General features: G+C 68.7%; 19 protein-coding genes and 6 tRNA genes. 23 read left to right on the forward strand and 2 right to left on the reverse strand.

Annotation, left to right across the window (positions count from 1 at the left end):
• Window positions 1-263: 263 nt before the first annotated feature.
• Window positions 264-1,001 (reverse strand): hypothetical protein, encoded by a 738-nt coding sequence (locus D7Y13_RS13125; protein WP_120533136.1) that lies wholly within the window; start codon window positions 999-1,001, stop codon window positions 264-266.
• A 35-nt stretch (window positions 1,002-1,036) separates the two neighbouring features.
• Here D7Y13_RS13125 and D7Y13_RS13130 point away from each other — a divergent pair, with 35 nt between their 5' ends.
• The 13 genes from D7Y13_RS13130 to D7Y13_RS13190 all read left to right on the forward strand — a co-directional run bounded on the left by D7Y13_RS13130 (window position 1,037) and on the right by D7Y13_RS13190 (window position 8,589).
• Window positions 1,037-1,543, forward strand: a complete 507-nt coding sequence (locus D7Y13_RS13130) for a regulatory protein RecX (RefSeq protein ID WP_120533137.1) — start codon at window positions 1,037-1,039, stop codon at window positions 1,541-1,543.
• A gap of 12 nt (window positions 1,544-1,555) precedes the next feature.
• Window positions 1,556-2,326, forward strand: a complete 771-nt coding sequence (locus D7Y13_RS13135; protein WP_120533138.1) for an outer membrane protein assembly factor BamD — start codon at window positions 1,556-1,558, stop codon at window positions 2,324-2,326.
• The gene (locus D7Y13_RS13140; RefSeq protein WP_120584102.1) at window positions 2,323-3,027 is read left to right on the forward strand and encodes a hypothetical protein; all 705 of its coding nucleotides are present in this window, start codon (window positions 2,323-2,325) and stop codon (window positions 3,025-3,027) included. Before D7Y13_RS13135 ends, D7Y13_RS13140 begins: the two co-directional genes overlap by 4 nt.
• Before the next feature lie 38 nt (window positions 3,028-3,065).
• Window positions 3,066-3,788 (forward strand): tetratricopeptide repeat protein, encoded by a 723-nt coding sequence (locus tag D7Y13_RS13145; RefSeq protein ID WP_120533140.1) that lies wholly within the window; start codon window positions 3,066-3,068, stop codon window positions 3,786-3,788.
• Window positions 3,789-3,825: 37 nt separating this feature from the next.
• Window positions 3,826-4,770 (forward strand): FHA domain-containing protein, encoded by a 945-nt coding sequence (locus D7Y13_RS13150; protein WP_120533141.1) that lies wholly within the window; start codon window positions 3,826-3,828, stop codon window positions 4,768-4,770.
• Window positions 4,771-4,784: 14 nt separating this feature from the next.
• Window positions 4,785-5,843, forward strand: coding sequence for a selenide, water dikinase SelD (selD, locus tag D7Y13_RS13155; RefSeq protein WP_120584103.1), 1,059 nt, complete (start codon window positions 4,785-4,787; stop codon window positions 5,841-5,843).
• Window positions 5,844-5,919: 76 nt separating this feature from the next.
• Window positions 5,920-6,726: an N-acetylmuramoyl-L-alanine amidase family protein gene (locus D7Y13_RS13160; RefSeq protein WP_120584104.1), complete on the forward strand. Its 807-nt coding sequence runs from the start codon at window positions 5,920-5,922 to the stop codon at window positions 6,724-6,726.
• A 43-nt stretch (window positions 6,727-6,769) separates the two neighbouring features.
• Window positions 6,770-7,474 carry a ribonuclease PH gene (gene rph / locus D7Y13_RS13165; RefSeq protein ID WP_120533144.1) on the forward strand — a complete coding sequence of 235 codons (705 nt, stop codon included), beginning with the start codon at window positions 6,770-6,772 and terminating at the stop codon, window positions 7,472-7,474.
• Window positions 7,471-8,058, forward strand: coding sequence for an RdgB/HAM1 family non-canonical purine NTP pyrophosphatase (gene rdgB / locus D7Y13_RS13170; protein WP_120584105.1), 588 nt, complete (start codon window positions 7,471-7,473; stop codon window positions 8,056-8,058). Before rph ends, rdgB begins: the two co-directional genes overlap by 4 nt.
• Before the next feature lie 71 nt (window positions 8,059-8,129).
• Window positions 8,130-8,203: transfer RNA gene (locus D7Y13_RS13175), tRNA-Pro, on the forward strand.
• 45 nt (window positions 8,204-8,248) lie between these two features.
• Window positions 8,249-8,325: transfer RNA gene (locus D7Y13_RS13180), tRNA-Arg, on the forward strand.
• Between the two features lie 96 nt (window positions 8,326-8,421).
• A tRNA-His gene (locus tag D7Y13_RS13185) sits at window positions 8,422-8,495 on the forward strand.
• 20 nt (window positions 8,496-8,515) lie between these two features.
• Window positions 8,516-8,589 (forward strand) — tRNA-Arg (locus D7Y13_RS13190).
• Between the two features lie 166 nt (window positions 8,590-8,755).
• Here the strand turns inward: D7Y13_RS13190 and bet are convergent.
• A complete protein-coding gene (gene bet, locus D7Y13_RS13195; protein WP_120584106.1) occupies window positions 8,756-9,841 on the reverse strand; it encodes a phage recombination protein Bet in 1,086 nt (361 codons plus the stop codon).
• A 337-nt stretch (window positions 9,842-10,178) separates the two neighbouring features.
• Here bet and D7Y13_RS13200 point away from each other — a divergent pair.
• The 10 genes from D7Y13_RS13200 to D7Y13_RS13245 all read left to right on the forward strand — a co-directional run bounded on the left by D7Y13_RS13200 (window position 10,179) and on the right by D7Y13_RS13245 (window position 22,708).
• A tRNA-Lys gene (locus D7Y13_RS13200) sits at window positions 10,179-10,251 on the forward strand.
• Between the two features lie 114 nt (window positions 10,252-10,365).
• A tRNA-Leu gene (locus D7Y13_RS13205) sits at window positions 10,366-10,447 on the forward strand.
• Window positions 10,448-10,547: 100 nt separating this feature from the next.
• Window positions 10,548-11,825: a trigger factor gene (gene tig / locus D7Y13_RS13210; protein WP_120533147.1), complete on the forward strand. Its 1,278-nt coding sequence runs from the start codon at window positions 10,548-10,550 to the stop codon at window positions 11,823-11,825.
• A gap of 50 nt (window positions 11,826-11,875) precedes the next feature.
• The gene (gene clpP / locus D7Y13_RS13215) at window positions 11,876-12,496 is read left to right on the forward strand and encodes an ATP-dependent Clp endopeptidase proteolytic subunit ClpP (RefSeq protein ID WP_120533148.1); all 621 of its coding nucleotides are present in this window, start codon (window positions 11,876-11,878) and stop codon (window positions 12,494-12,496) included.
• A 220-nt stretch (window positions 12,497-12,716) separates the two neighbouring features.
• The gene (gene clpX / locus D7Y13_RS13220; protein WP_120533149.1) at window positions 12,717-14,000 is read left to right on the forward strand and encodes an ATP-dependent Clp protease ATP-binding subunit ClpX; all 1,284 of its coding nucleotides are present in this window, start codon (window positions 12,717-12,719) and stop codon (window positions 13,998-14,000) included.
• A 191-nt stretch (window positions 14,001-14,191) separates the two neighbouring features.
• Window positions 14,192-16,390, forward strand: a complete 2,199-nt coding sequence (locus D7Y13_RS13225; protein ID WP_233595624.1) for a prolyl oligopeptidase family serine peptidase — start codon at window positions 14,192-14,194, stop codon at window positions 16,388-16,390.
• 194 nt (window positions 16,391-16,584) lie between these two features.
• Entirely contained in the window at window positions 16,585-19,044 is a 2,460-nt protein-coding gene (gene lon, locus D7Y13_RS13230) for an endopeptidase La (RefSeq protein WP_120584108.1), read from the forward strand.
• A gap of 176 nt (window positions 19,045-19,220) precedes the next feature.
• Window positions 19,221-20,882, forward strand: a complete 1,662-nt coding sequence (locus D7Y13_RS13235) for a peptide ABC transporter substrate-binding protein (protein ID WP_120584113.1) — start codon at window positions 19,221-19,223, stop codon at window positions 20,880-20,882.
• A gap of 132 nt (window positions 20,883-21,014) precedes the next feature.
• Window positions 21,015-21,899 (forward strand): ABC transporter permease subunit, encoded by an 885-nt coding sequence (locus D7Y13_RS13240; RefSeq protein WP_120533151.1) that lies wholly within the window; start codon window positions 21,015-21,017, stop codon window positions 21,897-21,899.
• Window positions 21,896-22,708 (forward strand): ABC transporter permease subunit, encoded by an 813-nt coding sequence (locus D7Y13_RS13245; protein WP_120584109.1) that lies wholly within the window; start codon window positions 21,896-21,898, stop codon window positions 22,706-22,708. Before D7Y13_RS13240 ends, D7Y13_RS13245 begins: the two co-directional genes overlap by 4 nt.
• Window positions 22,709-22,767 lie beyond the last annotated feature (59 nt).

Raw genomic sequence — 22,767 nt, forward strand, 5'->3', positions numbered from 1 at the left:
GCCCTGGACCACGCCGGGCGGAGGCGTCCCCCGGGCACGCCTCCGCCCGGCGTGGTCCAGGGCCGGCCCCTGCCTCCGCAGGCGGCCCGTCCTCCCGCGCCCGCCCCGGTGCCCGCGTCCGCTCCGGCGGCCGGGGGCGACGACGACTTCCAGATCGAACGCTTCTGACGGCTCGAGCGCCGGGCGTCGCTCCGATTCCCCGACGGGGAAGGGGACCGCCCGGGCGCCGTCGTCCCCCGCTTCGAGCGAAGCGGGAGCCCTGCTCAGGCGTCGTCATCCCCCAACTGCGCGCGCAGCCGGGTGAGGCGCAGCGGGCCCACCAGTCCCTGGTGCGCCAGGGTCTGCAGCAGCGACACGGTGGCGCGCACGCGCGCGTCCTGCACCTCGTCGGACTCCTGCACGACCTCGTTGTCGAGCAGCGTCTCCAGGTGCTCCGGGTTGATGGACGTGGGGCCCTCGGCCCAGGCGATTTCGAACAGGGCCCGGGCGATGTGCTCGCGCGCCTTGCGGTCCGCGTCGTTCTCCGACGCCTTGATGAACGCGAGGAACAGCGCGTCCACGGACGCCTTGGACAGCGCGGCCAGGGCGGGCACCTCGCCCAGCGACTCCTTCACGTAGTCCGCGTCGAAGGCGTCCACCTCCTGCTCGTACCCGAACGCCTCCTCCAGGAGGATGGACGCGAGGAACGCGTCCGTCTCCTCGTCGCTCGCGCCCTCTTCCTTGAGGGCTTCGCGCGCCTTCTGCGTGGCGGAGGTGAGCGACGGGTCTTCCGCCAGGGCGCGTGCGGCGGCGTGCGCGGCCAGCAGCACCAGCGAGGCCTGGGCGTCGGAGGACAGCGCGCGGCCGCTCACGCCCTGCAGCATCGCGCGCTGCTTGGGGTTCGCGTCGGCGGCGGCCACGAAGTGCTGCTCCTCGGGAGTCAGCGGTTCACCCGCCTTCTCCTTGCGAAGCGTCTCCTTGGCGGCATCGGCGGTGAGGAAGCGGGCGAGAACGGGGTGCATGGCGGGGCCTGTTACCACATGGTAGGGACTCCGCGATGGTTGAGGAGCCCGAAGGTCCGGAGGCTGTCCAGCGCGCCACCGACGCCTGCCTGCGCCTGCTCTCGGTGCGCGCCCGCAGCCGCCACGAGCTGACGCTCGCCCTGGAGCGCAAGGGCTACCCGGGCCCGGTCCGCGACGAGGTGCTCTCCAGGCTTGCCCAGTGGGGCTATCTGGACGACGCGAAGTTCGCCCGCGACCGCGCCACGTCGCTCTTGGGCAAGGGGAAGCTGGGGCCCCGCGCCGTGCTCCAGCGGCTCCAGGCCCACGGCCTGGAGGGCACCGTGGCCCGGCAGGCGCTGGCGTCCGCGAAGGACGCGGTGGGCTTCGACGCGCTGGAGGCCGCCCGGCAGGTGCTGGAGAAGCGGCGCTTGACGGGCCGCCCGCTGGACGCGAAGGAGCAGGCCCGCGCGGGGAGGCTCCTGCTCAGCCGTGGGTTTTCGCCGGACATCGTTACCCGACTGGTGGGTGAACCTTCGCTGGACCCCTCCGGGCAGGACGAATAGCTTGGGGGCGTGATGCGCTCTGTCGTCCTGTGTGTGACCGTCCTCTTGCTCTCCGGCTGCGCGGCCCTGTCCCAGGGGCCCGCTGGCGAACCCAACTACGCTGGCCAGGCCGCTGAGAACCTGGCGCTGGGCGACGCCGCCATGGAGGACAAGGACTTCCTCAAGGCGGAGAAGTACTACGACCACGTCCGTGCGAAGTACCCGTACCTGGAGGCGGCCCGCGAGGCGGAGCTGAAGCTGGGCGACCTGGACTTCGCCCGGGAGATGTTCCCGGAGGCGCGCGAGAAGTTCGACTCCTTCATGAAGCTGCACCCCACGCACCCCAAGGTGGACTACGCCGCCTACCGCGCGGCCCTGTCCTACGTGGAAGAGTTCCCCTCGGAGTTCTTCGCCCTGCCGCCTTCCTACGAGAAGGAGCAGAAGCCCATGTACGACGCGCTCCGGGCGATGAACGCCTTCCTGCGCCTGTACCCGGAGTCGCAGTACGCGAAGGACGCCAAGGTGCACGCGGACGACGCGCGCGAGCGGCTCGCGCGCCATGAACTCTACGTCGCGTCCTTCTACGCCAAGCGCGAGCGCTGGAAGGCCGTGGCCCAGCGCCTGGAGGGGCTGCTCAAGGACTACCCGGGCACGCCGCTGGAAGAGGAGGCCCTCTTCGACCTGCACAACGCCTACGTGAAGCTCAACGAGCCCCAGCGCGCCCAGGACACCCTGCGCGAGGTCATCAAACGCCTGCCGGGCACCCCCGCCGCCGCGCGCGCCCAGAAGATGCTGGGGTCGTGAGACGGCTGGAGGACTGGGGCCGGCTGGGGGGCATCTTCATCGCCGCCCTCGCCGGGCTCGCCGTTCTGGTGTTCCTGGGCCCGCGCCTGCTGGGCGCCGCGGCCGGACCCGAGGCGGAGATCATCACCTCCCTCAAGGAAGCCGAACACGACGGCGTGTCGCTGTCCGTGCCCGGCTCCGCGCTTCCGCTGGTTTCCCAGAAGCTCCAGTACGCCCGCATCTCCGTGTCGGTGGCGCCGGACGGGAACCGGGCGGAGGCCGCCGCGACGCTGGATTTCGAGGGGAAGCTGGGCGCCACCGTGGTGAGCACCGCGGGGGTGGAACTCACGCCCTTCTCGCGCGAGTCCGGGCGGTGGAAGCCCGTGCCTTCGGAGGCGCCCCGGCTGGTGGCGGTGGTGGCCGCGCTGGAGGCGCGCCGGCGGGCCCTGGAGCAGGGATTGCCGGACGTGCTGACGCGGCTGACGGCCCCGGGGGGCGACGGCGGGGCAGGGCACACGTGGGAGGAGATGGCCCTCTTGCGCAAGCGGCGCCTGACGGTGGTGGCGTGGTACGTGCGGCTGGAGCGGGACGAAGCCGTGGTGACGGAACACTACCGGGTGGAGGGAGACCTTCCGTCACGCCCGGTGGACACCCGGGGGGAGCGTCCGCTTTTGCTGGTGCGCCAGGGCGATCAATTCTTGTTTTCGCCCAGCCTCATGTAGGCTACCCGCGGAGGAAGGGGCCCGCGCGGGGCCGAGTCATGGAAGAAGCCCTCAAGCAGCTACTGACCCTCGGGCGCGGCTCCTTCGAGAAGAAGCAGTACGCCCAGGCCGAGCAGTACCTGACGAAGGTGGTCGAGCAGAATCCGACCTTCGCCGACGTCTACAACATGCTCGGCATCATCTACCACGACCAGGGCCAGTTCGCCCGGGCGCAGCGTGCCTTCGAGTCCGCGTTGCGGCTCAACCCCGCGTACACCGAGGCCGCCCTCAACCTCGCGGTCATCTACAACGACATGGGGAAGTACGCGGAGGCGAAGGAGGTCTACCAGGCCGCCTTGTCCCGCCAGAAGGGCGCCCCCGGCGAGCTGGACCCCTACGTCATGAAGAAGGTGGCCAACATGTACGCCGACATCGGCGACGTGTTCGCCTCCAGCGGCGTGTGGGCCAAGGCGATTGAAGAGTACCGCCGCGCGCTGGCGCACTTCCCGGAGTTCGTGGACATCCGCCTCAAGCTGGGCAACGCCCTGCGGGATGCCGGGGACAACGCGGCCGCGCTCTCCGAGTACGAGCAGGTCATCGCGCAGAATCCGTCGTACATTCCTGGACGGATCAATTACGGAATCGCACTGTACTCGGCGGGACGTCGTGACGAGGCGGTGAAGGTCTGGGAAGACGTGCTCGTGCGCAGTCCCGGCAACAAGAGCGCGCAGATGTACCTGAACCTGGTGAAGAGCCCGGGGAAGGCGGAAGTGACGGGTTGAGCACCATGGCAACTTCCATCATCGAGGTCGCGGCACCGTGAGCACTCCGAGCGGTACGGCGCAGTCGTTTGCCCTCAAGTTCATCTCCGGGAAGTACCAGGGCGGTGAGTTCCCGCTGAAGGCCGACAAGCAGATCGTCGTCGGACGGTCGAGCGAGTTGGACATGGTGCTCGTGGAGGACATGGTCTCGCGCAAGCACGCGAAGATCTTGTTCTCCGACGGGAAGATCACCATCGAGGACCTGGGCTCCACCAACGGCACCTTCGTCAACGGCGAGAAGGTGAAGCAGGCCCGGCTCAAGGAGGGGGACCGCATCCTCATCGGCACCTCCATCCTCAAGCTCGTGCACCAGGGCGCGGAGAGCGCCTCCGTGGACGAGAGCGTGGTGAAGCAGAAGCTGGAGGAGGCCGCCGCCGCCCAGGCCGCGCGGACCACCAAGGCCAGCTCCATGACGGGGAAGATCGAGGAGATCCCCCTCCCGGACCTGCTCCAGCTCTTCCACACGTCGAAGAAGAACGGCGTGCTCGTGGTGAACAACGCCCACGAGGGCCGCATCTACCTGCGCCAGGGCCGCGTGTACTACGCGGTCATCGACGACAACCACAACCTGGGTCCGCAGAAGAGCTTCAACCGCATCGTCACCTGGGAAGAGGGTGACTTCGAGCTGCGCGCCGCGGACAGCCAGGAGTTCATGGTGGAGCTGGACTCCTCCACCGAGGCGCTCCTGATGGACGCGCTCCGGCAGCTGGACGAGTTCAAGCGCCTGCAGCCGCAGCTGCCGCCCATGGCCACGGCGCTCCGGCTCGCGCAGCCGCTGACGCCGCCGCTCAAGGAACTGACGCCGGAGCTGATGGACGTGCTCCAGCTCGTGCACAACCACGGCTCGCTGGGCGGCGTGCTGGACCACTCGGACGGCGACGACGTGCTCACGGCCGAATCCGTGGTGCAGCTCATGAAGCGCGACTACGTGCGCGCGGAGTAGGGCGGGGACACACGATGGCGGGCGAGAAACCGGTGAAGGCCAAACGCCTCACCGAGATGAGCCACTGCGCGGGTTGCGCGGCGAAGTTGAAGGCAGGGGACCTGGCGCGGGTGTTGGGCGGGCTGAAGACGGCCGCACCCCCGCAGGCCCTGGTGGGCTTCACCACCAGCGACGACGCGGCGGTGTACCAGCTGGCGCCGGGCATGGCGGTGGTGGAGACGGTGGACTTCTTTCCGCCGCTCGTGGACGACCCGTTCCAGTTCGGCGCCATCGCCGCGGCCAACGCGCTGTCGGACATCTGGGCCATGGGCGCGAAGCCCCTGTTCGCGCTGAACCTCGTCTGCTTCCCGGAGGAGCTGCCGCTCAAGGTGCTCCAGAAGATCCTCGCGGGCGGCCAGTCCAAGGCGGACGAGGCGGGCATCCCCATCCTGGGAGGCCACAGCATCCGCGACCCGGAGCCCAAGTACGGCATGGCCGTCACCGGCGTGGTGCACCCGAAGAAGGTGCTCACCAACGCGGGGGCGAAGCCGGGGGACGTGCTCATCCTCACCAAGCCCGTGGGCACCGGCATCGCCACCACCGCCATCAAGCGGGGCCTCGCGTCCAAGTCGCTCGTGAAGCGGGTGACGGCGCAGATGACCACGCTCAACAAGACGGCCGGCGAGGTGTTCGCCTCGGGCGCCTTCAAGGTGAACGCGCTCACGGACGTGACGGGCTTCGGGCTCCTGGGCCACCTGCTGGAGATGATGACCGGCTCGAAGACGAAGGCGCTCCTGGACCTGGAGCGCATCCCGCTCATCGCGGAGGTGCCGGGGCTGGCGGAGGACGGCGTGGTGCCGGGCGGGACGAAGACGAACCTGGCGCACGTGAAGCCGAAGGTGCGTTTCCCGGAAGGGCTGCCGGAGCACATCCAGTGGCTGCTGGCGGATGCGCAGACCAACGGCGGCCTGCTGGCCAGCGTGCCTGCGCGCCATGCGCTCAAGGCGGTGCAGGCGCTGGAGAAGGCGGGCGTGGACGCGGCCCTGATTGGCGAAGTCCAGGCGGGCCGGGCGGGCATCGACGTGGTGGGCTGAGTCGAAGGCGGAAGTGTTGGCGGCACGGGGGCGGATTTCGCCTCCGGGCCGGGCCTCCGGTAGCATCCGGGGGCGAATGTCGCCGCGCCCCTCCCCTTTGTGTCTGCTCGCGCTGCTGTGCCTCCTTCCGGCCCTGTCCCAGGCGGGGGAGCGCGGTGCGCGCATCGTCATCGACCCGGGACATGGCGGGGCGAAGGAGGGCGCGAAGGGGCCCGGAGAGCTCTGGGAGAAGGAGATCGCCCTCCAGATTGCCCAGCGCCTGCGCGACAAGCTGGAGGCGGCGGGCAGCGAGGTGTTCCTCACCCGCGAGCAGGACACGCAGATGGCGCTGTCGGAGCGGGTGGAGTTCACCAACACCCAGCGGCCGGACCTCTTCCTCTCCATCCACGCCAACTCCATGCCCACGAAGCGGCTGCGCGAGCGCACCGAGGGCATCGAGACGTACTTCCTCTCCGCCAACGCCTCCGGCGAGGCGGCGCGAGCGGTGGCGGACCGCGAGAACGCGGAGGCGCCCACGGCCCGCGCTGGACGTGGACACTCCACGCTGGCCTTCATCCTGGATGACCTGGCGCGCACGGAGGCGCACTCGGACGCGTCCCGGCTGGCCTACGCCATCCACCCGCGCCTGGTGTCGAAGAGCGGCGCGGCGGACCGGGGCGTGCAGCAGGCGCCGTTCTTCGTCCTCACGGGCGTGGAGGCGCCGGCGGTGCTCATCGAGGTGGGGTTCATCTCCCACCCGCAGGAGGGCGCCCGGCTGGGGAAGGCCGCGTACCAGGAGGCGCTGGCGGAGGCCATCTCGGACGGGGTGCAGGCGTTCCTCCGGGAGACGCGCCGACGGGACCACACCCCCTCCGCGCCGGTGGCTGGATCCACCGGGCCCTGATAAAGCGCGGGGCTCACGTCCCCTCGCGTCAGGAGCTTTCCTCGTGCGTTCCTTCCAACGTGGTGCGCTGGATCTCCGGCCGGTCACCCTCACGCCCAACGTCAACCGCTACGCGGAGGGCTCCGTGCAGGTGGAGTTCGGCCACACCAAGGTGCTCGTCACCTGCTCGGTGGAGGATCGCGTCCCGCCGCACCTGATGGGCAAGGGCTCCGGCTGGGTGACGGCCGAGTACGGCATGCTCCCGCGCGCCACGCACACCCGCGGCGCCCGCGAGGCCGCCAAGGGCAAGCAGACCGGGCGCACCATGGAGATTCAACGGCTCATCGGCCGGGCCCTGCGTGCCTCCGTGGACCTGACCTCGCTGGGCGTGCGCACCTTCACGCTGGACTGCGACGTCATCCAGGCGGACGGCGGCACGCGCACCGCGTCCATCACCGGCGCGTACGTGGCGCTGGTGCTGGCGATGCGCTCGCTCAACAAGCCGGGCATGTTGGCGAAGCTCACCCCGCTGGCCGCCGTGTCGGTGGGCGTGGTGAACGGCGAAGTGCGCGTGGACCTGGACTACGACGAGGACTCCACCGCGGACGTGGACCTGAACCTCGTGGCGACGGCGGACGGGCGCATCGTGGAGGTGCAGGGCACCGCCGAGCACAAGCTCTTCGACCGCAAGGCGATGGACGCGATGCTGGACGGGGGCCTCGCCGCCATCCAGCAGCTCGCCGCCGCGCAGGCGAAGGTGCTGGGATGAAGCCCCGGCTGCTCTTCGCCACCGGCAACGCCGGCAAGCTGCGCGAATTGCGCATGCTGGTGGGCGACGCGGTGGAGGTGGTGTCCCTCAAGGACCTGCCCCCCGTGCCCGAACCCGTGGAGGACGGCGACACCTTCGAGGCGAACGCGGTGAAGAAGGCCCGGGAGTACTCGCGGGCCACCGGGCTGCCGGCGCTCGCGGACGACTCGGGGCTGTGTGTGGACGCGCTGGGCGGACGCCCCGGGGTGCTCTCCGCGCGCTATGCGCCGGGGGATGATCGGGCCCGGTACGAGAAGCTGCTGACGGAGCTGGCCGGCGTGCCGGACGATAAGCGCACGGCGTCCTTCCGCTGCGCCCTGGCGCTGGTGGTGGGCGCGGGCGAGCCCTGCGTGGAGGTGGGCCGCTGCGAGGGCGTCATCCTCCATGCGCCGAAGGGGACGCACGGCTTCGGCTACGACCCCGTGTTCCAGGTGGCGGGGCAGGGCGGTCGCGCGATGGCGGAGCTGACGCCGGAGGAGAAGGCGCGGGTGTCTCACCGGGCCAAGGCCTTCCAGTTGATGCGGCCGTACCTGTTGGCGCTCTGACCGGACGGGCGGGCGTCAGGAACAGCAAGCTTGCGCGTCCGTCCGCGTTGGGCGAAGAATGCGGCACTTCTCGGGGCGTAGCGCAGCCTGGTAGCGCACCTGCCTTGGGCGCAGGGGGTCGGAGGTTCGAATCCTCTCGCCCCGATTTGAAGTGCCGTCGTTGAGCAGTGCAGTGAGGGTTTTCCGGCAGGCTCCAGTAGCTCAGCTGGATAGAGCACCGACCTTCTAAGTCGGGGGTCGCAGGTTCGAGTCCTGCCTGGGGCGCCAACCTGCTTGGAAGGGTTGTTGATTTGGACCTTGAACGGTCCCGGTTTCCACGGTAGGAGACCGCCGCTTCAAAAGCCGTGATGTGGGTGAGTGACGGCGGACATAGCTCAACTGGTTAGAGCGCCGGACTGTGACTCCGGAGGTTGCCGGTTCGATCCCGGTTGTCCGCCCTTTTTCTTCGCTTCCCGCCGCGCCTATAGCTCAACTGGATAGAGCATCGGCCTTCGAAGCCGAGGGTTGGGGGTTCAAGTCCCTCTGGGCGCACTGTCTCAACCCCCTCGAAGCCGCGTTTGACGCTGGTGCCTCCAGCTCCGCGCTCGTGGATGTATCCCCCGGAAATGTCTGTGATTGTCGCCCCGGACAGCACAACGCCCGCGCCCCGATAGCGGGACGCGGGCGTCATTTCATCCAACGGCGGCGCCTTCGTGGCTCAGGCCTCCGGAGTCGTCCCAGCGCCGTCCTTCGAGGACGGCACCCGGCATCTCAGCTCCGTCTCCGCCTCCAGGGCGGTGAGGTTCTCGCGCATCGCCTTCGCCCAGCGGGCCCGGGGCTGCTCCATCAGCTTCTCGTGCGCCAGGTCGATGGTCTCGCTCAACTCGTCGTCGGACAACTCCGCCGTGGTCTTCCCCTTGTGCGGGCCGAACGCCACCACCACGGCGCTCGCCTTGGGGCGCTCGGGCTCGACGACCGGAACGGCGGCGGGGGCCGCCGGGGCCAGGGGCACGTCGATGGAGAGCTGCTGCGTCTCTACCTCCGCCGGACGGGCCGTCTCCACCGGGGCCGGTGCCGGAGCCAGGGTGGGGAAGGACGCCTTCATGGGGCCGGGCTTGGAGCCCAGCACCTCGTAGCCGCCTGACGGAGGCACGGGCTCCTCGTGCGGCGGAGCATGGCCGTGGGCGTCGAACTCCTCCGCTGGCATCTCCTCGCGCACGTACAGTCCGCCGAAGGCCTCCGGGTACGCCTTGCGCAGCGCCGCCACCCGGGCGCACTTCTCGATCATCGTCGTGGGAATCTTGGCCCACAGCGGCGTCTGCTGGACGTAGCCGGCGAAGTCCAGCCACACCACCACGGGCAGCTTCCCTTCGCGCACCACCCGCGACCAGGCGCCCACCAGCGCGCCCTTGCGCTTGGCCGGGTTGAAGCGGTGCACCACTTCGCCCTTGCCCTGGTCCACGACGATCTCGTCCTCGGCGAACACCGCGCTCGCCTGGATGCCCTTGAAGTCCGGGAAGCGCTCGGCGCGGGCCAGCATGCCGGCCTCCGAGGGCTGGAACTCGTACTTGGTCACCCAGTTGGGCCGCTCGCGGTTGCCCACGTTCTGCCGGCGCGCCACGCAGAAGGCTTCCTTGAGCAGCGGATCCAGCCCGCTGCGCTTGCACTGCTCGATGAAGAGGGCGAACTCGTCCTCGCTGATGCCCCGGGGGCAGATGGTCCGCTTCACCAGGTCCACCCGCTCCCGGTTCCAGGCCGCGCCCTGCGGCGACGTCGCTCCGTCCGCCTTCACGTTGGCTTCCATCACAGTCATCTCCTGCATCCACTCCACGAAAAGGACGGGCGACCCTCGCCCGCCCACCTGGTTGCCGCCGGATGCCGCACCCCTCCCGTGCAGGCAGGGGCTTTCCCCGGGCCCGTGCTACAGGCCTGAAGCGCATCGCGGCGTGGATCAACATGCAGGCCGGCCCGCGCCTTCGCATCGTCGCGGCGATCCAGGGATGGCCGGCAGCACGCCGGCCATCCGGTCACCACGCGAAGAATGAAAGGGGGGTGCAGAAACGTTTTGACAGCGCGCGTGGCGACGGGTATTCACCGCCGCCATCGACGTCGCGCAGCCAACGCGTCGAGGCCAAGCAGTCGGGAGCGTAGCTCAATTGGCAGAGCAATGGACTCTTAATCCATAGGTTGTGGGTTCGATTCCCTCCGCTCTCACTCGCAGGGCCCCTTCAGGAATGAAGGGGCCCTGTTTCTTTTCCGGCGTCGTACACGCCGGAAGGCCCCTGTCCCGCCCCCAGGTTTCGCGGTAGGACAGTTGCCTGTCGCGCCGGGCGGGTGGCGAAACTGGTAGACGCGCCAGACTTAGGATCTGGTACCGCAAGGTGTGAGGGTTCGAGTCCCTCCTCGCCCATTTCGCGTTGACCCGTTCGTGCCTATCCCCTAAAGCCGCACGTCCCACTTTCCGGTTGCCGCCCGGGCATCAAGACCCGTGGGTGGCGAGCGAGGCCCGCATGAAGGTCCAGGTCGAGGAGCTTTCTCCCATCGAGAAGAAGCTCTCCATCGAGGTCGACAACGCCCGCGTGGCGGAGGAACTCAACCGCGCGTACGCCGCGCTCAGCGGCCAGGTGAAGCTGCCTGGTTTCCGCCAGGGCAAGGTTCCCCGCCGCATCCTGGAGCAGCGCTACCGCGAGCAGGTGGAAGACGACGTCATCCAGCGCGTGGTGCAGAAGGCCTACCTGGAGGCCGTGCGCGAGCACAAGGTGGAGGCCGTCGCCTCGCCCCAGGTGACCAACTCCGGCATCAAGCCCAATGCCCCCTTCTCCTTCGAGGCCCGCGTGGAGGTGAAGCCGCGCGTGGAGGCCAAGGACTTCGAGGGCGTGTCGCTCACGAAGATCGACGCCACCATCTCCGATGAGGCGGTGAACGAGCAGATTGAACGGATGCGCCAGAACCAGGGCCGCATCGAGCCCATCACCGACCGCGACACCGCGGCCTCCGGCGATCAGGTCACCATCGACTTCGAGGCGAAGGTGGATGGCAACCCGTTCCCCGGCAGCAAGGCGGACGGCATCGGGGTGCGCGTGCAGGCGGGCGAGCTCATCGAGGGCAACATCCCGCAGCTGGAGGGCGTGAAGGTCGGCGAGTCGAAGGACGTCGAGTACACCTTCGGCCCGGACTACCAGGTGGAGGACATCCGCGGGAAGACGGCGACCTTCCACATCACCGTCAAGGAGCTGAAGAAGTCGGTGGTGCCGGAGCTGGACGACGCCTTCGCCAAGGAGTCCGGCGTCGCGCAGACGGTGGACGAGCTGCGCGCGAAGATCCGCTCCGACCTGGAGAAGAACAAGAAGAACCAGGTCCAGGTGGACGAGCGCGACGCGCTCATCAAGGCCCTCTTGGAGAAGAACCCGTTCGAGGTTCCCCGCGCCATGGTGGAGCGCGCCATCGACTCCATGATGGAGGGCGCCTTCCGCCAGATGCAGCGCCAGGGCATCGACCCGCGCCAGCTCAACCTGGACTTCAACCGGCTGCGCGAGGAGATGCGCGAGAAGGCCGTGCTGGAGGTGAAGGGCACGCTCCTGTTCGAGGCCATCGCCCAGCAGCAGAACATCCAGGCGTCCGACGAGGACGTGAAGAAGCGCATCGAAGACCTCGCCATCGAGGCCAACCAGCCCGTCGCCCAGGTGGAGAAGTACTTCAAGGGCCCGGATGAGCGGCTGGGGTTGTCTCTGCGACTCCGTGAGGAAAAGACGATTGAATTCCTCAAGGGTCGGGCGAAGTATTCTTGAGGCTTTTCTCCCAGTAAGACTCAAGCGCTCCTTCTAGAGGTCCATCCGACATGCCCTTCATGCCCGTCCCCTACGTCATCGAGCAGACCCACCGGGGTGAGCGCTCGTACGACATCTACAGCCGGCTCCTGAAGGACCGCATCGTGATGCTGGGAACGGAGATTGACGACGATGTGGCCAACGCCATCGTCGCCCAGCTCCTGTTCCTGGAGTCCGAGGACCCCGACAAGGACATCAACCTCTACATCAACTCGCCGGGTGGCTCCGTCACGGCGGGCCTCGCCATCTACGATACGATGCAGTACGTCAAGGCGCCGGTGTCCACCATCTGCGTGGGTCAGGCCGCCTCCATGGGCGCGGTGCTGCTGCTGGCCGGCGCGAAGGGCAAGCGCTACTCGCTGCCCTCCAGCCGCATCATGATCCACCAGCCCCTGGGCGGCGCCCGCGGGCAGGCGACGGACATCGAAATCCAGGCCCGTGAAATCCTCCGGATGAAGGCGAAGCTCAACGAGCTCATCGTCAAGCACACCGGGCAGACGATCGAGCGCGTGGAGAAGGACACGGACCGCGACTACTTCATGAGCGCGCCCGAGGCGAAGGCCTACGGCATCCTGGATTCCATCCAGGACCCCCGCAAGGTCGCCGGCGTGAAGGCGGAAGAGAAGAAGTAGACAGAACGGACCGGGGTGACAGGGACTCGGCCGGCGGCCGGGGGTGCTGGGAATGCCTTCCCGCGCCTCCGGCCTTCTTCTTTCCGCGTCGCGGTCATTTTCTCCTTGTTAAGTACCCGGAAGGTGCGTGGACGTCCCCGATGGGGGCTGACTAGATTGGGGCAGGGGCAGGGGACCGGACGCGAAGTCGGTTGGGGCCTTACAGGCAGCGAGGGATTTCATGGCGGGTAAGAACGTGGAGAAGCGAGACAACCAGACCCTCTGCTGCTCGTTCTGCGGAAAGTCGCAGAAGGAGGTCAAGAAGCTCATCGCGGGCCCGACGGTCTACATCTGCGACGAGTGCATCGGGCTGTGCAACGACATCATCGCGGAGGAGATCGACCGCGAGGAGACCAAGGACACCAAGCTGCGCATCCCCCGGCCCTCTGAAATCAAGGCCGTGCTGGACGAGTACGTGGTGGGCCAGGAGCGGGCGAAGAAGACGCTGTCGGTGGCGGTGCACAATCACTACAAGCGCATCGAGTCCAAGGTCGCCATGGACGACGTGGAGCTGCAGAAGAGCAACATCCTGCTGCTCGGCCCCACGGGCTCCGGCAAGACGCTGCTCGCGCAGACCCTGGCGCGCATCCTCAACGTCCCCTTCACCATCGCGGACGCCACGTGCCTCACGGAGGCCGGCTACGTGGGCGAGGACGTGGAGAACATCATCGTCAACCTGCTGCAGGCCGCCGACCACGACATCGAGCGCGCGCAGCGGGGCATCGTCTACATCGACGAAATCGACAAGATCGCCCGCAAGTCGGAGAACCCGTCCATCACCCGCGACGTGAGCGGTGAGGGCGTGCAGCAGGCCCTGCTGAAGATCATCGAAGGCACGGTGGCCAACGTCCCGCCCAAGGGCGGCCGCAAGCACCCCCAGCAGGAGTTCCTGCAGGTGGACACCACCAACATCCTCTTCATCTGCGGCGGCGCGTTCGGCGGCCTGGAGCAGGTGATTGAGCGCCGCATGGGCGGCCGCAGCCTGGGCTTCGGCGCGGAGATTCAATCGCGCAAGCAGCGCAACCTCAGTGAGCTGCTGCGTCAGGTGGAGCCGGAGGACCTGCTCAAGTTCGGCATGATTCCGGAGTTCATCGGCCGTCTGCCCATCATCACCGCGCTGGAGGAGCTGGACGAGGGCGCGCTGGTGAACATCCTGGGCGAGCCCAAGAACGCGCTCACCAAGCAGTACCGCAAGCTCTTCGAGCTGGACGGCGTGTCGCTGAAGTTCACCGACGGCGCCCTCAAGGCCATCGCGTCCGAAGCCATCCGCCGCAAGGCTGGCGCCCGTGGCCTGCGCTCCATCCTGGAGACCGCCATGCTGGACGTGATGTACGAAATCCCGTCCCGCAAGACGGCCCGCGAGGTGCTCATCTCCGAGGAGGTCATCCTCAAGAAGAGCGAGCCCGTGGTGCTCCACTCCCAGGACAACAAGGAGACACCGGAGCCGAAGAAGGAATCCGCCTGAGCCCGCGCGGCGGTTGAACGCCGCCGCACGGACATGACGGGGCGCGTCACGGAGCACCGCGAGCAGGAGCGCGGCCCGGGACGCGCCCTTCGTCGTTTCGGAGGGACGCAGGCGGGAGGCCGAGCCCGCACTTTTTCCGGGCCGGGGCCGGGGGCTTCTTGTATCTGCTGTCCCCCATGAGAAAGCACCTCATGCCTGCCCTGCTGTTGCTGTCGGCCTGCACGTCCACGAAGGAGGCCACGCGCGAAGAGGTTCCTCCTTCCGCGTCCTCGCAGGTGCCCGCTGGCACCAGCGCTCCGGCCCAGGAGGGCCCCTCCCGCATGACCTACCCGGCGACCCGTTCCGAAGCGGTGGTGGACACGCTTCACGGCCAGCAGGTGGCGGACCCGTACCGCTGGCTGGAGGACGAGAAGGCCCCCGAGGTGCAGGCCTGGATGAAGGTGCAGGACGGCTTCACCCGCGACGCGCTCGCGAAGATGCCGGGCCGCGACGCGCTGGCGAAGCGCTTCACGGAGCTGTTCTACGTGGACTCGGTGACGGCGCCCTTCCGCCGGGGCCAGCGCTACTTCTTCATGCGCACCCACAAGGACAAGGAGAAGGCCATCGTCTACTGGAAGGACGGCGAGTCCGGACAGGAGAAGGTGCTGCTGGATCCGAACGCCCTGAGCAAGGACGGCCAAGTGTCCCTGGGCCGGTGGGTGCCGTCGTGGGACGGCAAGCGCGTGGCCTTCCCGTTGCGCCCCAACGCCGCGGACGAGGCCGTGCTGCACGTGATGGATGTGGCCACCGGGGAATGGTCCAAGGTGGACGTGATTGAAGGCGCGAAGTACGCGACGCCCCACTGGACCCCGGACGGCAAGGGCTTCTACTACGAGTGGCTGCCCACGGACCCCTCCATCCCCGTGGACGCGCGCCCGGGCTACACCACGCTCAAGTTCCACGTGCTGGGCCAGGACCCGAAGAACGACGTGGTGGTGCACGAGCGCACGGGCGACCCGACGACGTTCCTCCAGGGCGACCTGTCGCGCGACGGCAAGTACCTCTTCGTCTCCATCCTGCGCGGCTGGAGCGAGAACGACGTCTACTGGAAGCACCCGGGTGAGAAGGACTGGCGGCTGCTCGTGAAGGGCAAGGGCGCCAAGTACAACGTCATCCCCTGGAAGGACCGCTTCTACGTCGTCACCGACGAGGGCGCCCCGCGCCAGCGCGTCTTCGGCGTGGACCCGAAGAAGCCCGAGCGCGCGAACTGGAAGGAGCTGGTGTCGGAGGACCCCAAGGCGGCGCTGGAGAGCGTGTCGCTGGTGGGGGGCCACCTGGCGCTGGAGTACCTGAAGGACGCGACCACGGAGCTGCGCATCACCACGCTGGAGGGCAAGCCGGTGCGCACCGTTCAGCTTCCGGGCGTGGGCGCCGCCAGCAACCTGCTGGGCCTGGAGGACCAGGACGACGCCTACTTCGCCTACAGCTCCTTCACCACGCCCCGGCAGGTGTACCGGACGTCCGTGAAGAGCGGGAAGGTGGACCTGTGGGCGAAGGTGGAGGTGCCCATGGACCCGGACGCGTACACCGCGGAGCAGGTGTTCTACCCGTCCAAGGACGGCACGAAGGTGCCCATGTTCCTTGTCTACAAGAAGGGGCTGAAGAAGGACGGAAATGCGCCCACGCTGCTGTACGGCTACGGCGGCTTCTTCGTGAGCATGCAGCCCACCTTCCGCGCGAGCATCCTGCCGTGGCTGGACGCGGGCGGCATCTACGCGGTGGCCAACCTGCGCGGCGGCGGCGAGTACGGCACCGCGTGGCATGACGCGGGCAAGGGCGCGAACAAGCAGAACGTGTTCGACGACCTGACCGGCGCGGCCGAGTTCCTGGCGAAGGAGCGGTACACGCAGGCCAAGAAGCTGGCCATCTACGGCGGCAGCAACGGCGGCCTGCTGGTGGGCGCGGCGATGACCCAGCGGCCGGAGCTGTACGGCGCGGTGGTGTGCGGCGTGCCGCTCCTGGACATGGTGCGCTACCACCTGTTTGGCAGCGGGCGGACGTGGGTGCCGGAGTACGGGTCCGCGGACGACGCGGCGCAGTTCAAGACCCTGTACGCCTATTCGCCCTACCACCACGTGCGTCAGGACGTGAAGTACCCGGCGCTCCTGATGATGTCGTCGGACCACGACGACCGGGTGGACCCCATGCACGCGCGAAAGTTCGTCGCGGCGGTGCAGAACGCGAAGGGCAATTCGGCGCCCACGTTGCTACGAATCGAAGCGAACGCGGGTCACGGAGGGGCGGACCAGGTGGCCAAGGCCATTGAGTCCAGCGCGGACATGTACGCCTTCCTCTTCCAGGTGCTGGATGTGGCTCGCCCGGTGGGCGGGGTGGCGGCCGAGGGCCAGTAAACCCCTGGGAGGACATGGTCCCGCCTCCCGGTGTTCCCTTGAAGGCAGGGTGCGGACCCCCCATCTTGTGACGGGAACGGGGGCCGCGACCGGCGTGTTATAGAGCGGTGTTTCACCCTGCATGCGCGCTCGGCGGGCATGTGGGCAACTCTTGAAGGGCCTGCCTGTCTGGCAGGCCAGCGGGTGGCGGATACATGTTCTTCGGACGTGACGACAAGAAGGAAGCCCAGAAGCGGGGACTCACCATCCCGCTCTTGCCCCTTCGGGACATCATCGTGTTCCCGCACATGGTGGTGCCGCTGTTCGTCGGACGTGAGAAGTCGATCGCGGCCCTGAAGGACGCGATGGCCCACAAGGGTCCGGATGACAAGGCCGTCATCCTGTTGGCCGCCCAGAAGAAGGCCAAGACGAACGACCCCTCGCCGGACGACATCTTCCACTTCGGCACCATCGGTCACATCATCCAGCTCCTCCCGCTCCCCGACGGCACGCTGAAGGTGCTGGTGGAGGGCGTGCGCCGGGCCAAGGTGAAGAAGTTCCACCCGAACGACGCCTTCTTCATGGTCGAGGTGGATGAGGTCGAGGAGACGCAGGAGAAGAGCGTGGAGCTGGAGGCGCTGGTGCGCTCCGTCCACTCCGTCTTCGAAGCCTTCGTGAAGCTCAACAAGCGCATCCCGCCCGAGATGCTGATGCAGGTCGCCAGCATCGACGACCCGGCGCGTCTCGCGGACACCATCGTCGCGCACCTGTCGCTGAAGCTGAACGACAAGCAGGCGCTGCTCGAGACGGAGTCCCCGGCGAAGCGGCTGGAGAAGCTCTACGAACTCATGCAGGGCGAGATCGAAATCCTCCAGGTGGAGAAGAAGATCCGCACGCGCGTCAAGAAGCAGATGGAGAAGACCCAGAAGGAGTACTACCTGAATGAGCAGATGCAGGCCATTCAGAAGGAACTGGGTGAGCGCGACGAGTTCAAGAACGAGATCCAGGAGATTGAAGAGAAGCTGAAGAACAAGCGGATGAGCAAGGAGGCCACGCTCAAGGTCAAGAAGGAGCTGAAGAAGCTCCGGATGATGAGCCCGATGAGCGCCGAGGCCACGGTCGTCCGCAACTACATCGACTGGATCATCAGCCTGCCCTGGTACGACGAGACCCAGGACCGGCTGGACGTCACCGAAGCGGAGCGCGTGCTTAACGAGGACCACTACGGCTTGAAGAAGCCGAAGGAGCGCATCCTCGAGTACCTGGCCGTGCAGCAGCTGGTGAAGAAGCTCAAGGGCCCCGTGCTGTGCTTCGTGGGTCCTCCGGGCGTGGGCAAGACGTCGCTGGCGCGCAGCATCGCGCGGGCCACGGGCCGCAAGTTCGTGCGCCTGTCGCTGGGCGGCGTGCGCGACGAGGCGGAGATCCGCGGCCACCGCCGCACGTACATCGGCGCGATGCCGGGCAAGCTCATCCAGTCCCTGAAGAAGGCGGGCAGCAACAACCCCGTGTTCCTCCTGGACGAGATCGACAAGATGTCCACGGACTTCCGTGGCGACCCGAGCGCGGCGCTGCTGGAGGTGCTGGACCCGGAGCAGAACCACAACTTCAACGACCACTACCTGGACCTGGACTACGACCTGTCCAAGGTGATGTTCATCTGCACCGCGAACACGATGCACAACATCCCCGGTCCGCTGCAGGACCGCATGGAGGTGATTCGCATCGCGGGGTACACCGAGCCGGAGAAGCTCTCCATCGCGCGGCGCTACCTCATCCCGAAGGAGCAGGAGGCCAACGGGCTGGCGGACCTGAAGATCGACATCAGCAACGACGCGCTGAAGACCATCGTGCACCGGTACACGCGCGAGTCGGGCGTGCGTTCGCTGGAGCGTGAGATTGGTGGCGTGTTCCGCAAGATTGCCCGCGACGTGCTGAAGAACGGCAAGCGGGACCTCATCGAGGTGGACCGCAAGCAGGCGATGAAGTTCCTGGGCACGCCCCGCTTCCGCTACGGCGTGGCGGAGAGCGAGGACCAGGTGGGCATCGTCACGGGCCTCGCGTGGACGGAGCTGGGCGGTGAGATCCTCACCACGGAAGCCACGTCCATGCCGGGCAAGGGCAAGCTCATCATCACGGGCAAGCTGGGCGAGGTGATGCAGGAGTCGGCGCAGGCGGCCATGTCCTACGTGCGCAGCCGCGCGGAGCGCTTCGGCATCGACCGCAAGGTGTTCGAGAACTACGACATCCACGTCCACCTGCCGGAAGGCGCCATTCCCAAGGACGGTCCGTCCGCGGGCGTCACCATGGCCACGGCCCTGGTGAGCGCGCTCACCCGCGTCCCGGTCCGCCGCGACGTGGCGATGACGGGTGAAATCACGCTGCGCGGCCGCGTGCTGCCCATCGGCGGTCTGAAGGAGAAGACGCTGGCGGCGCACCGGGCGGGCATCAAGACGGTCCTCATCCCGAAGGCGAACAAGAAGGACCTGAAGGACATCCCGCTGAAGATCCGCAAGGCGCTGCGCATCGTCCCGGTGGAGTTCGTGGACGACGTGCTGCGCGAGGCGCTGCTCTTGGACAAGCCGGAGGAGTTCGGCCGCAAGGGCGCGGGCGACAACCTCAAGGGCGGCCTGCCCATGACGGAAGTGGTCTCCACGCCGACGGCGGCCCCGACTTAAGGGGCCTTGAGCCTCGGGGCCCGTGAAGGGCCCAGGGGCGGGTGGTACCGAAGCCAGGATGCCGGCCGACCCTGCGTCGGTGGGCTTCCTGGCTTCTGTTTTTGCGGGCGTGTCGGGGTACAACGCGGGCGGTGGCTCCTCGCGCTCGAATCCTTGGGTACTCCCTGGTGCTGGTGATGGTCGCGGCCTGCGGGCCGTGCGGCTTCCAGCCCGAGCCGGGCGTGAAGGTGGTGGTGCCGGCGATGCCCACCACGCTCGACTGGAGCCACTCGGATCCGATGAGCTGGGTGAACTACCCGGTGATGCTCGCCACGCAGAAGGGGCTCACCACGCTGGGCCCGGACCACTCCGTGCGGCCGGGACTGGCGGAGCGGTGGACGCGCGAGGCGGATGCCTCCGGGCGGGAGGTCTACACCTTCCACCTGCGCGCGGACGTGAACTGGTCCGACGGTTCCCCTGTCACGGCGCGCGACTTCGTCTTCGGCTGGCACCGGGCGCTCTTGGGCCGCGAGCGCGGGGAGATGGCGGACCTGGAGGGCGCCGAAGCGGTGCTCGCGCTGCTGGAGCGCGGGGCCCCGGCGGCGGAGGTCCAGGCCGCGCTGTCCCGCGTGGGCGTGGAGGCCGTGGATGCACGGACGCTGCGCGTGACGCTGGCGCGGCCCCGGAGCTACTTCCTGGCGCGCCTGGCGAACGTGTACCTGTTCTTTCCTTCTCCGTCGGTGGACCTGGAAGGGAAGTCGGACGAGGCGGTGCGCGACTACTTCGACCGGCCTCGCGATGGGCGTCCGCTGGCGGTGGGGCCCTATCGCGTGGAGCGTTGGGACCGCGCCGGGGAGCGCGTGCGGCTCGTGTACAACCCGCTGAGCGCGTTCCCTCCGCCCATGGGGCCGGGGGAGAAGCCGGCGCCGGTGCTGACGCTGATGAAGTCGGAGATCGGCCCGGCGCTGTATGAGCGGGGGCGCGTGGACTTCGTCTTCGTGGACAGCGCGGCGGCGCTGCGGGGGATGCGGCCCGGGGACCTGAAGCGCGAGCCCCTGTTGTCCACGTACTTCCTCGGCTTCAACACGGAGCGGCCGCCGTTGGACAGGCCCGAGGTGCGTCGGGCCCTGGCGCGGGCGTTGGACCGGGAGGCGCTGCTCGCGGGGCTGCTGCCGGCGGCGCGCGCGACGAACGTGCTGCTGCCGCCGGAGCTGCCGGACGCGGCCACGCCCGAGCAGGCCGCGCGACTGCCCCACTACGAACCGGAGCGCGCGAAGGCGGAGCTGGCGGCGGTGAAGGGCCTGGACCGGCCGCTGCGGCTGGTGGTGAAGGCGGGGGATTCGTTCGTGCCGGAGGAGGCGCTGGCGGAGCGCATCGCGGCGCAGCTCGCGCGGGTGGGGGTGCGGGTGGTGGTGGATTCGCGCTCGGACTTCTCCGCGGAGGTGGCGCGGCGGACGCCGCAGGGGACTCGGGCCTATGACCTGTACCTGCGCCGGCTGGGCGCGGACTACGCGCACCCGAACACGTTCTTCACGCTCTTCGAACGGCAGGGCAACCACCAGACCGGCTGGGAGACGCAGGGCCGCGGCGAACCGATGCAGCGCTTCGAGCAGCTGCTGGAGGCGGCGGACGGCGACGCGGATGCCGCGCACGCGCGCGAGCTGTACGCGAAGGCCCAGGAGGTGCTGGTGGGCGAGCAGGCCGTCATCGCGCCGCTGTACCACCCGGACCGGTACTTCCGGGCGCGGGCGCGGCTGCACGGGCTGGACGTGGATCCGTTCAACTTCCTCGCGCTGCGCGCCCTGCGGCTGGGCCCGGATGAAACGCCTGCGGCCCGCGCGGAAGGGCAGGGGCCCTAGCGCATGGGTACTTCGAGCATGGCCTCCCGGCGGCGACAGCGCCTGCGAGTACCCGGTGGTGTCGCACGCATCGGTCCTTCGGGACTCCGAACCGTGCGCTCCTCGCAAGCCTCAAGGCAGGGGTCTTAGCGCATGCGCCTCATCGCGACGCGTCTCGTGCGGCAGCTCGTGCTCGTGCCGGTGGTGGCGGTGGCCTCGTACTACCTGATGGCCGCGCTGCCGCTCACCACGGAGAGCGACACCAAGCGGCAGGTGTCCCCGGAGCTGGCGGCGTCGTACCAGCGCGACCTGGGCATCGGCGAGCCGCTCGGTTTCCTGCGGCCCTGGCAGAAGCTCTTCGCCGGGGAGCGGCTGGGCACCAGCGCGCAGGGCATCACCGGGGATGAACTCCTGCAGAAGCTCTCCGGCAGCGTGGGCGTGGGCCTGGTCGCATTGCCCCTGGCGCTCGCGTGGGCGCTGGGCTTCGCGCTTCTTCGAACGCGGTGGCGGCGCGGACGGTGGGCCGTGCTGGGTGACGCGCTTCCCGCCATCGCCTTCGGCACCCCCGTGTTCATCCCCGCGCTGCTGCTGGCCCCTTCCGTGGTGGAGCGCGGACACCTGCTGCCGGAGCTGTGCGCGGCCCTCGTCATCGCCATCTGGCCCGGCACCTTCCTGGGCACGCTCGTGGGCGACGCGCTGGAGACGGAGCTGTCGCGTGACTACGTGCGCACCGCGCTCAGCAAGGGGCTGGACCCTGGCACCGTGATGCGCCGCCATGTGCTTCCCAACGTGTGGCCCGCGCTCCTGGACGCCGTGACACCCGTGGCCACCGCGCTGCTCGCGGGCTCGTTCGCCGCGGAGCGCGTCTTCGGCCTGCCCTACTTCGGCCAGCTCTATGTGCTCGCCGTCCTCAACAAACAGGTGGCCGTCGTCGTCGTGTCCACCACCACCTTCGCCACCGTGCTCGTCGTCGTGAGCCTCACGGTGGAAGTGCTGCGCGTGCTCGTGGATCCGCGCGCCCGGGAGGCCCGCGCATGAAACGCGTTCCCCTGCGCGCCTGGGTGGGCCTCGTCCTCCTCGTGGGCCTGGGCGCCTTGAGCCTCGTGGCCGGCCGCCTGTTCCCCGAGTCCCTGGCCCAGACCTGTCCGCTCGGCTGGGACCTGAACCGCCCCGACCGCAGCGTGTGCGAGCTGGCCTTCGGGGGCCTCTGGGTGTCCCTGGCCGTGGGCCTGGCGGCGGGCGCGTTCTCCACCGTGCTGGGGCTGGGCGTCGCGGCGCTCGCGCGGCTGTCCGGTGGCGTGACGGAGCAGGTGCTGCTGCGCGCGGTGGACGCCGTGTTCGCGCTGCCGGACGTGCTCGTGGTGATGGTGCTCCAGCTCGCCGGCCAGTCGCTGATGGACGCGGGCCTGGGCGGGGGCCTGGGGCCCTTTGGCTTGATGGTGACGTCGCTGGCGCTGGTGGGCTGGGCCGGCCCCGCGCGCATGTTCAGGGACCGCCTGGCCACGCTGGAGGGCCAGGAGTACGTGGCCGCTGCTCGCGCCCTGGGCGGGGGTGGCGTGCACGTGCTTCGCGTGCACCTGTGGCCCCTCTTGCGGCCGTTCGTGCTGGCGGTGTTCTTGAGCCGCCTTCCCAGCGCCATCCTCACCGAGTCCACGGTGAGCTTCTTCGGCATCGCCCGCATGGAACCCATGTCCCTGGGCCGCTACCTGGGCACGTCCTACGCGGCGCTCATCTACGAGGGGGGCAGCCGCGTCGTTCTTCCCGCATGGGGGCTGCTCGTCCTGCTGGTGCTTGGCGCCTCGCTCGCTTCCCAGGCTTTGGGGGGAGGTCCCCGTCGTCAAGTGTGAGGAATGCAGCACATGGGCGCAAAGGTTCCCTACGAACGGAACCCCTTTGCCCCCTGGTG

This window comes from Corallococcus praedator (assembly GCF_003612125.1).
Lineage (GTDB): Bacteria > Myxococcota > Myxococcia > Myxococcales > Myxococcaceae > Corallococcus > Corallococcus praedator.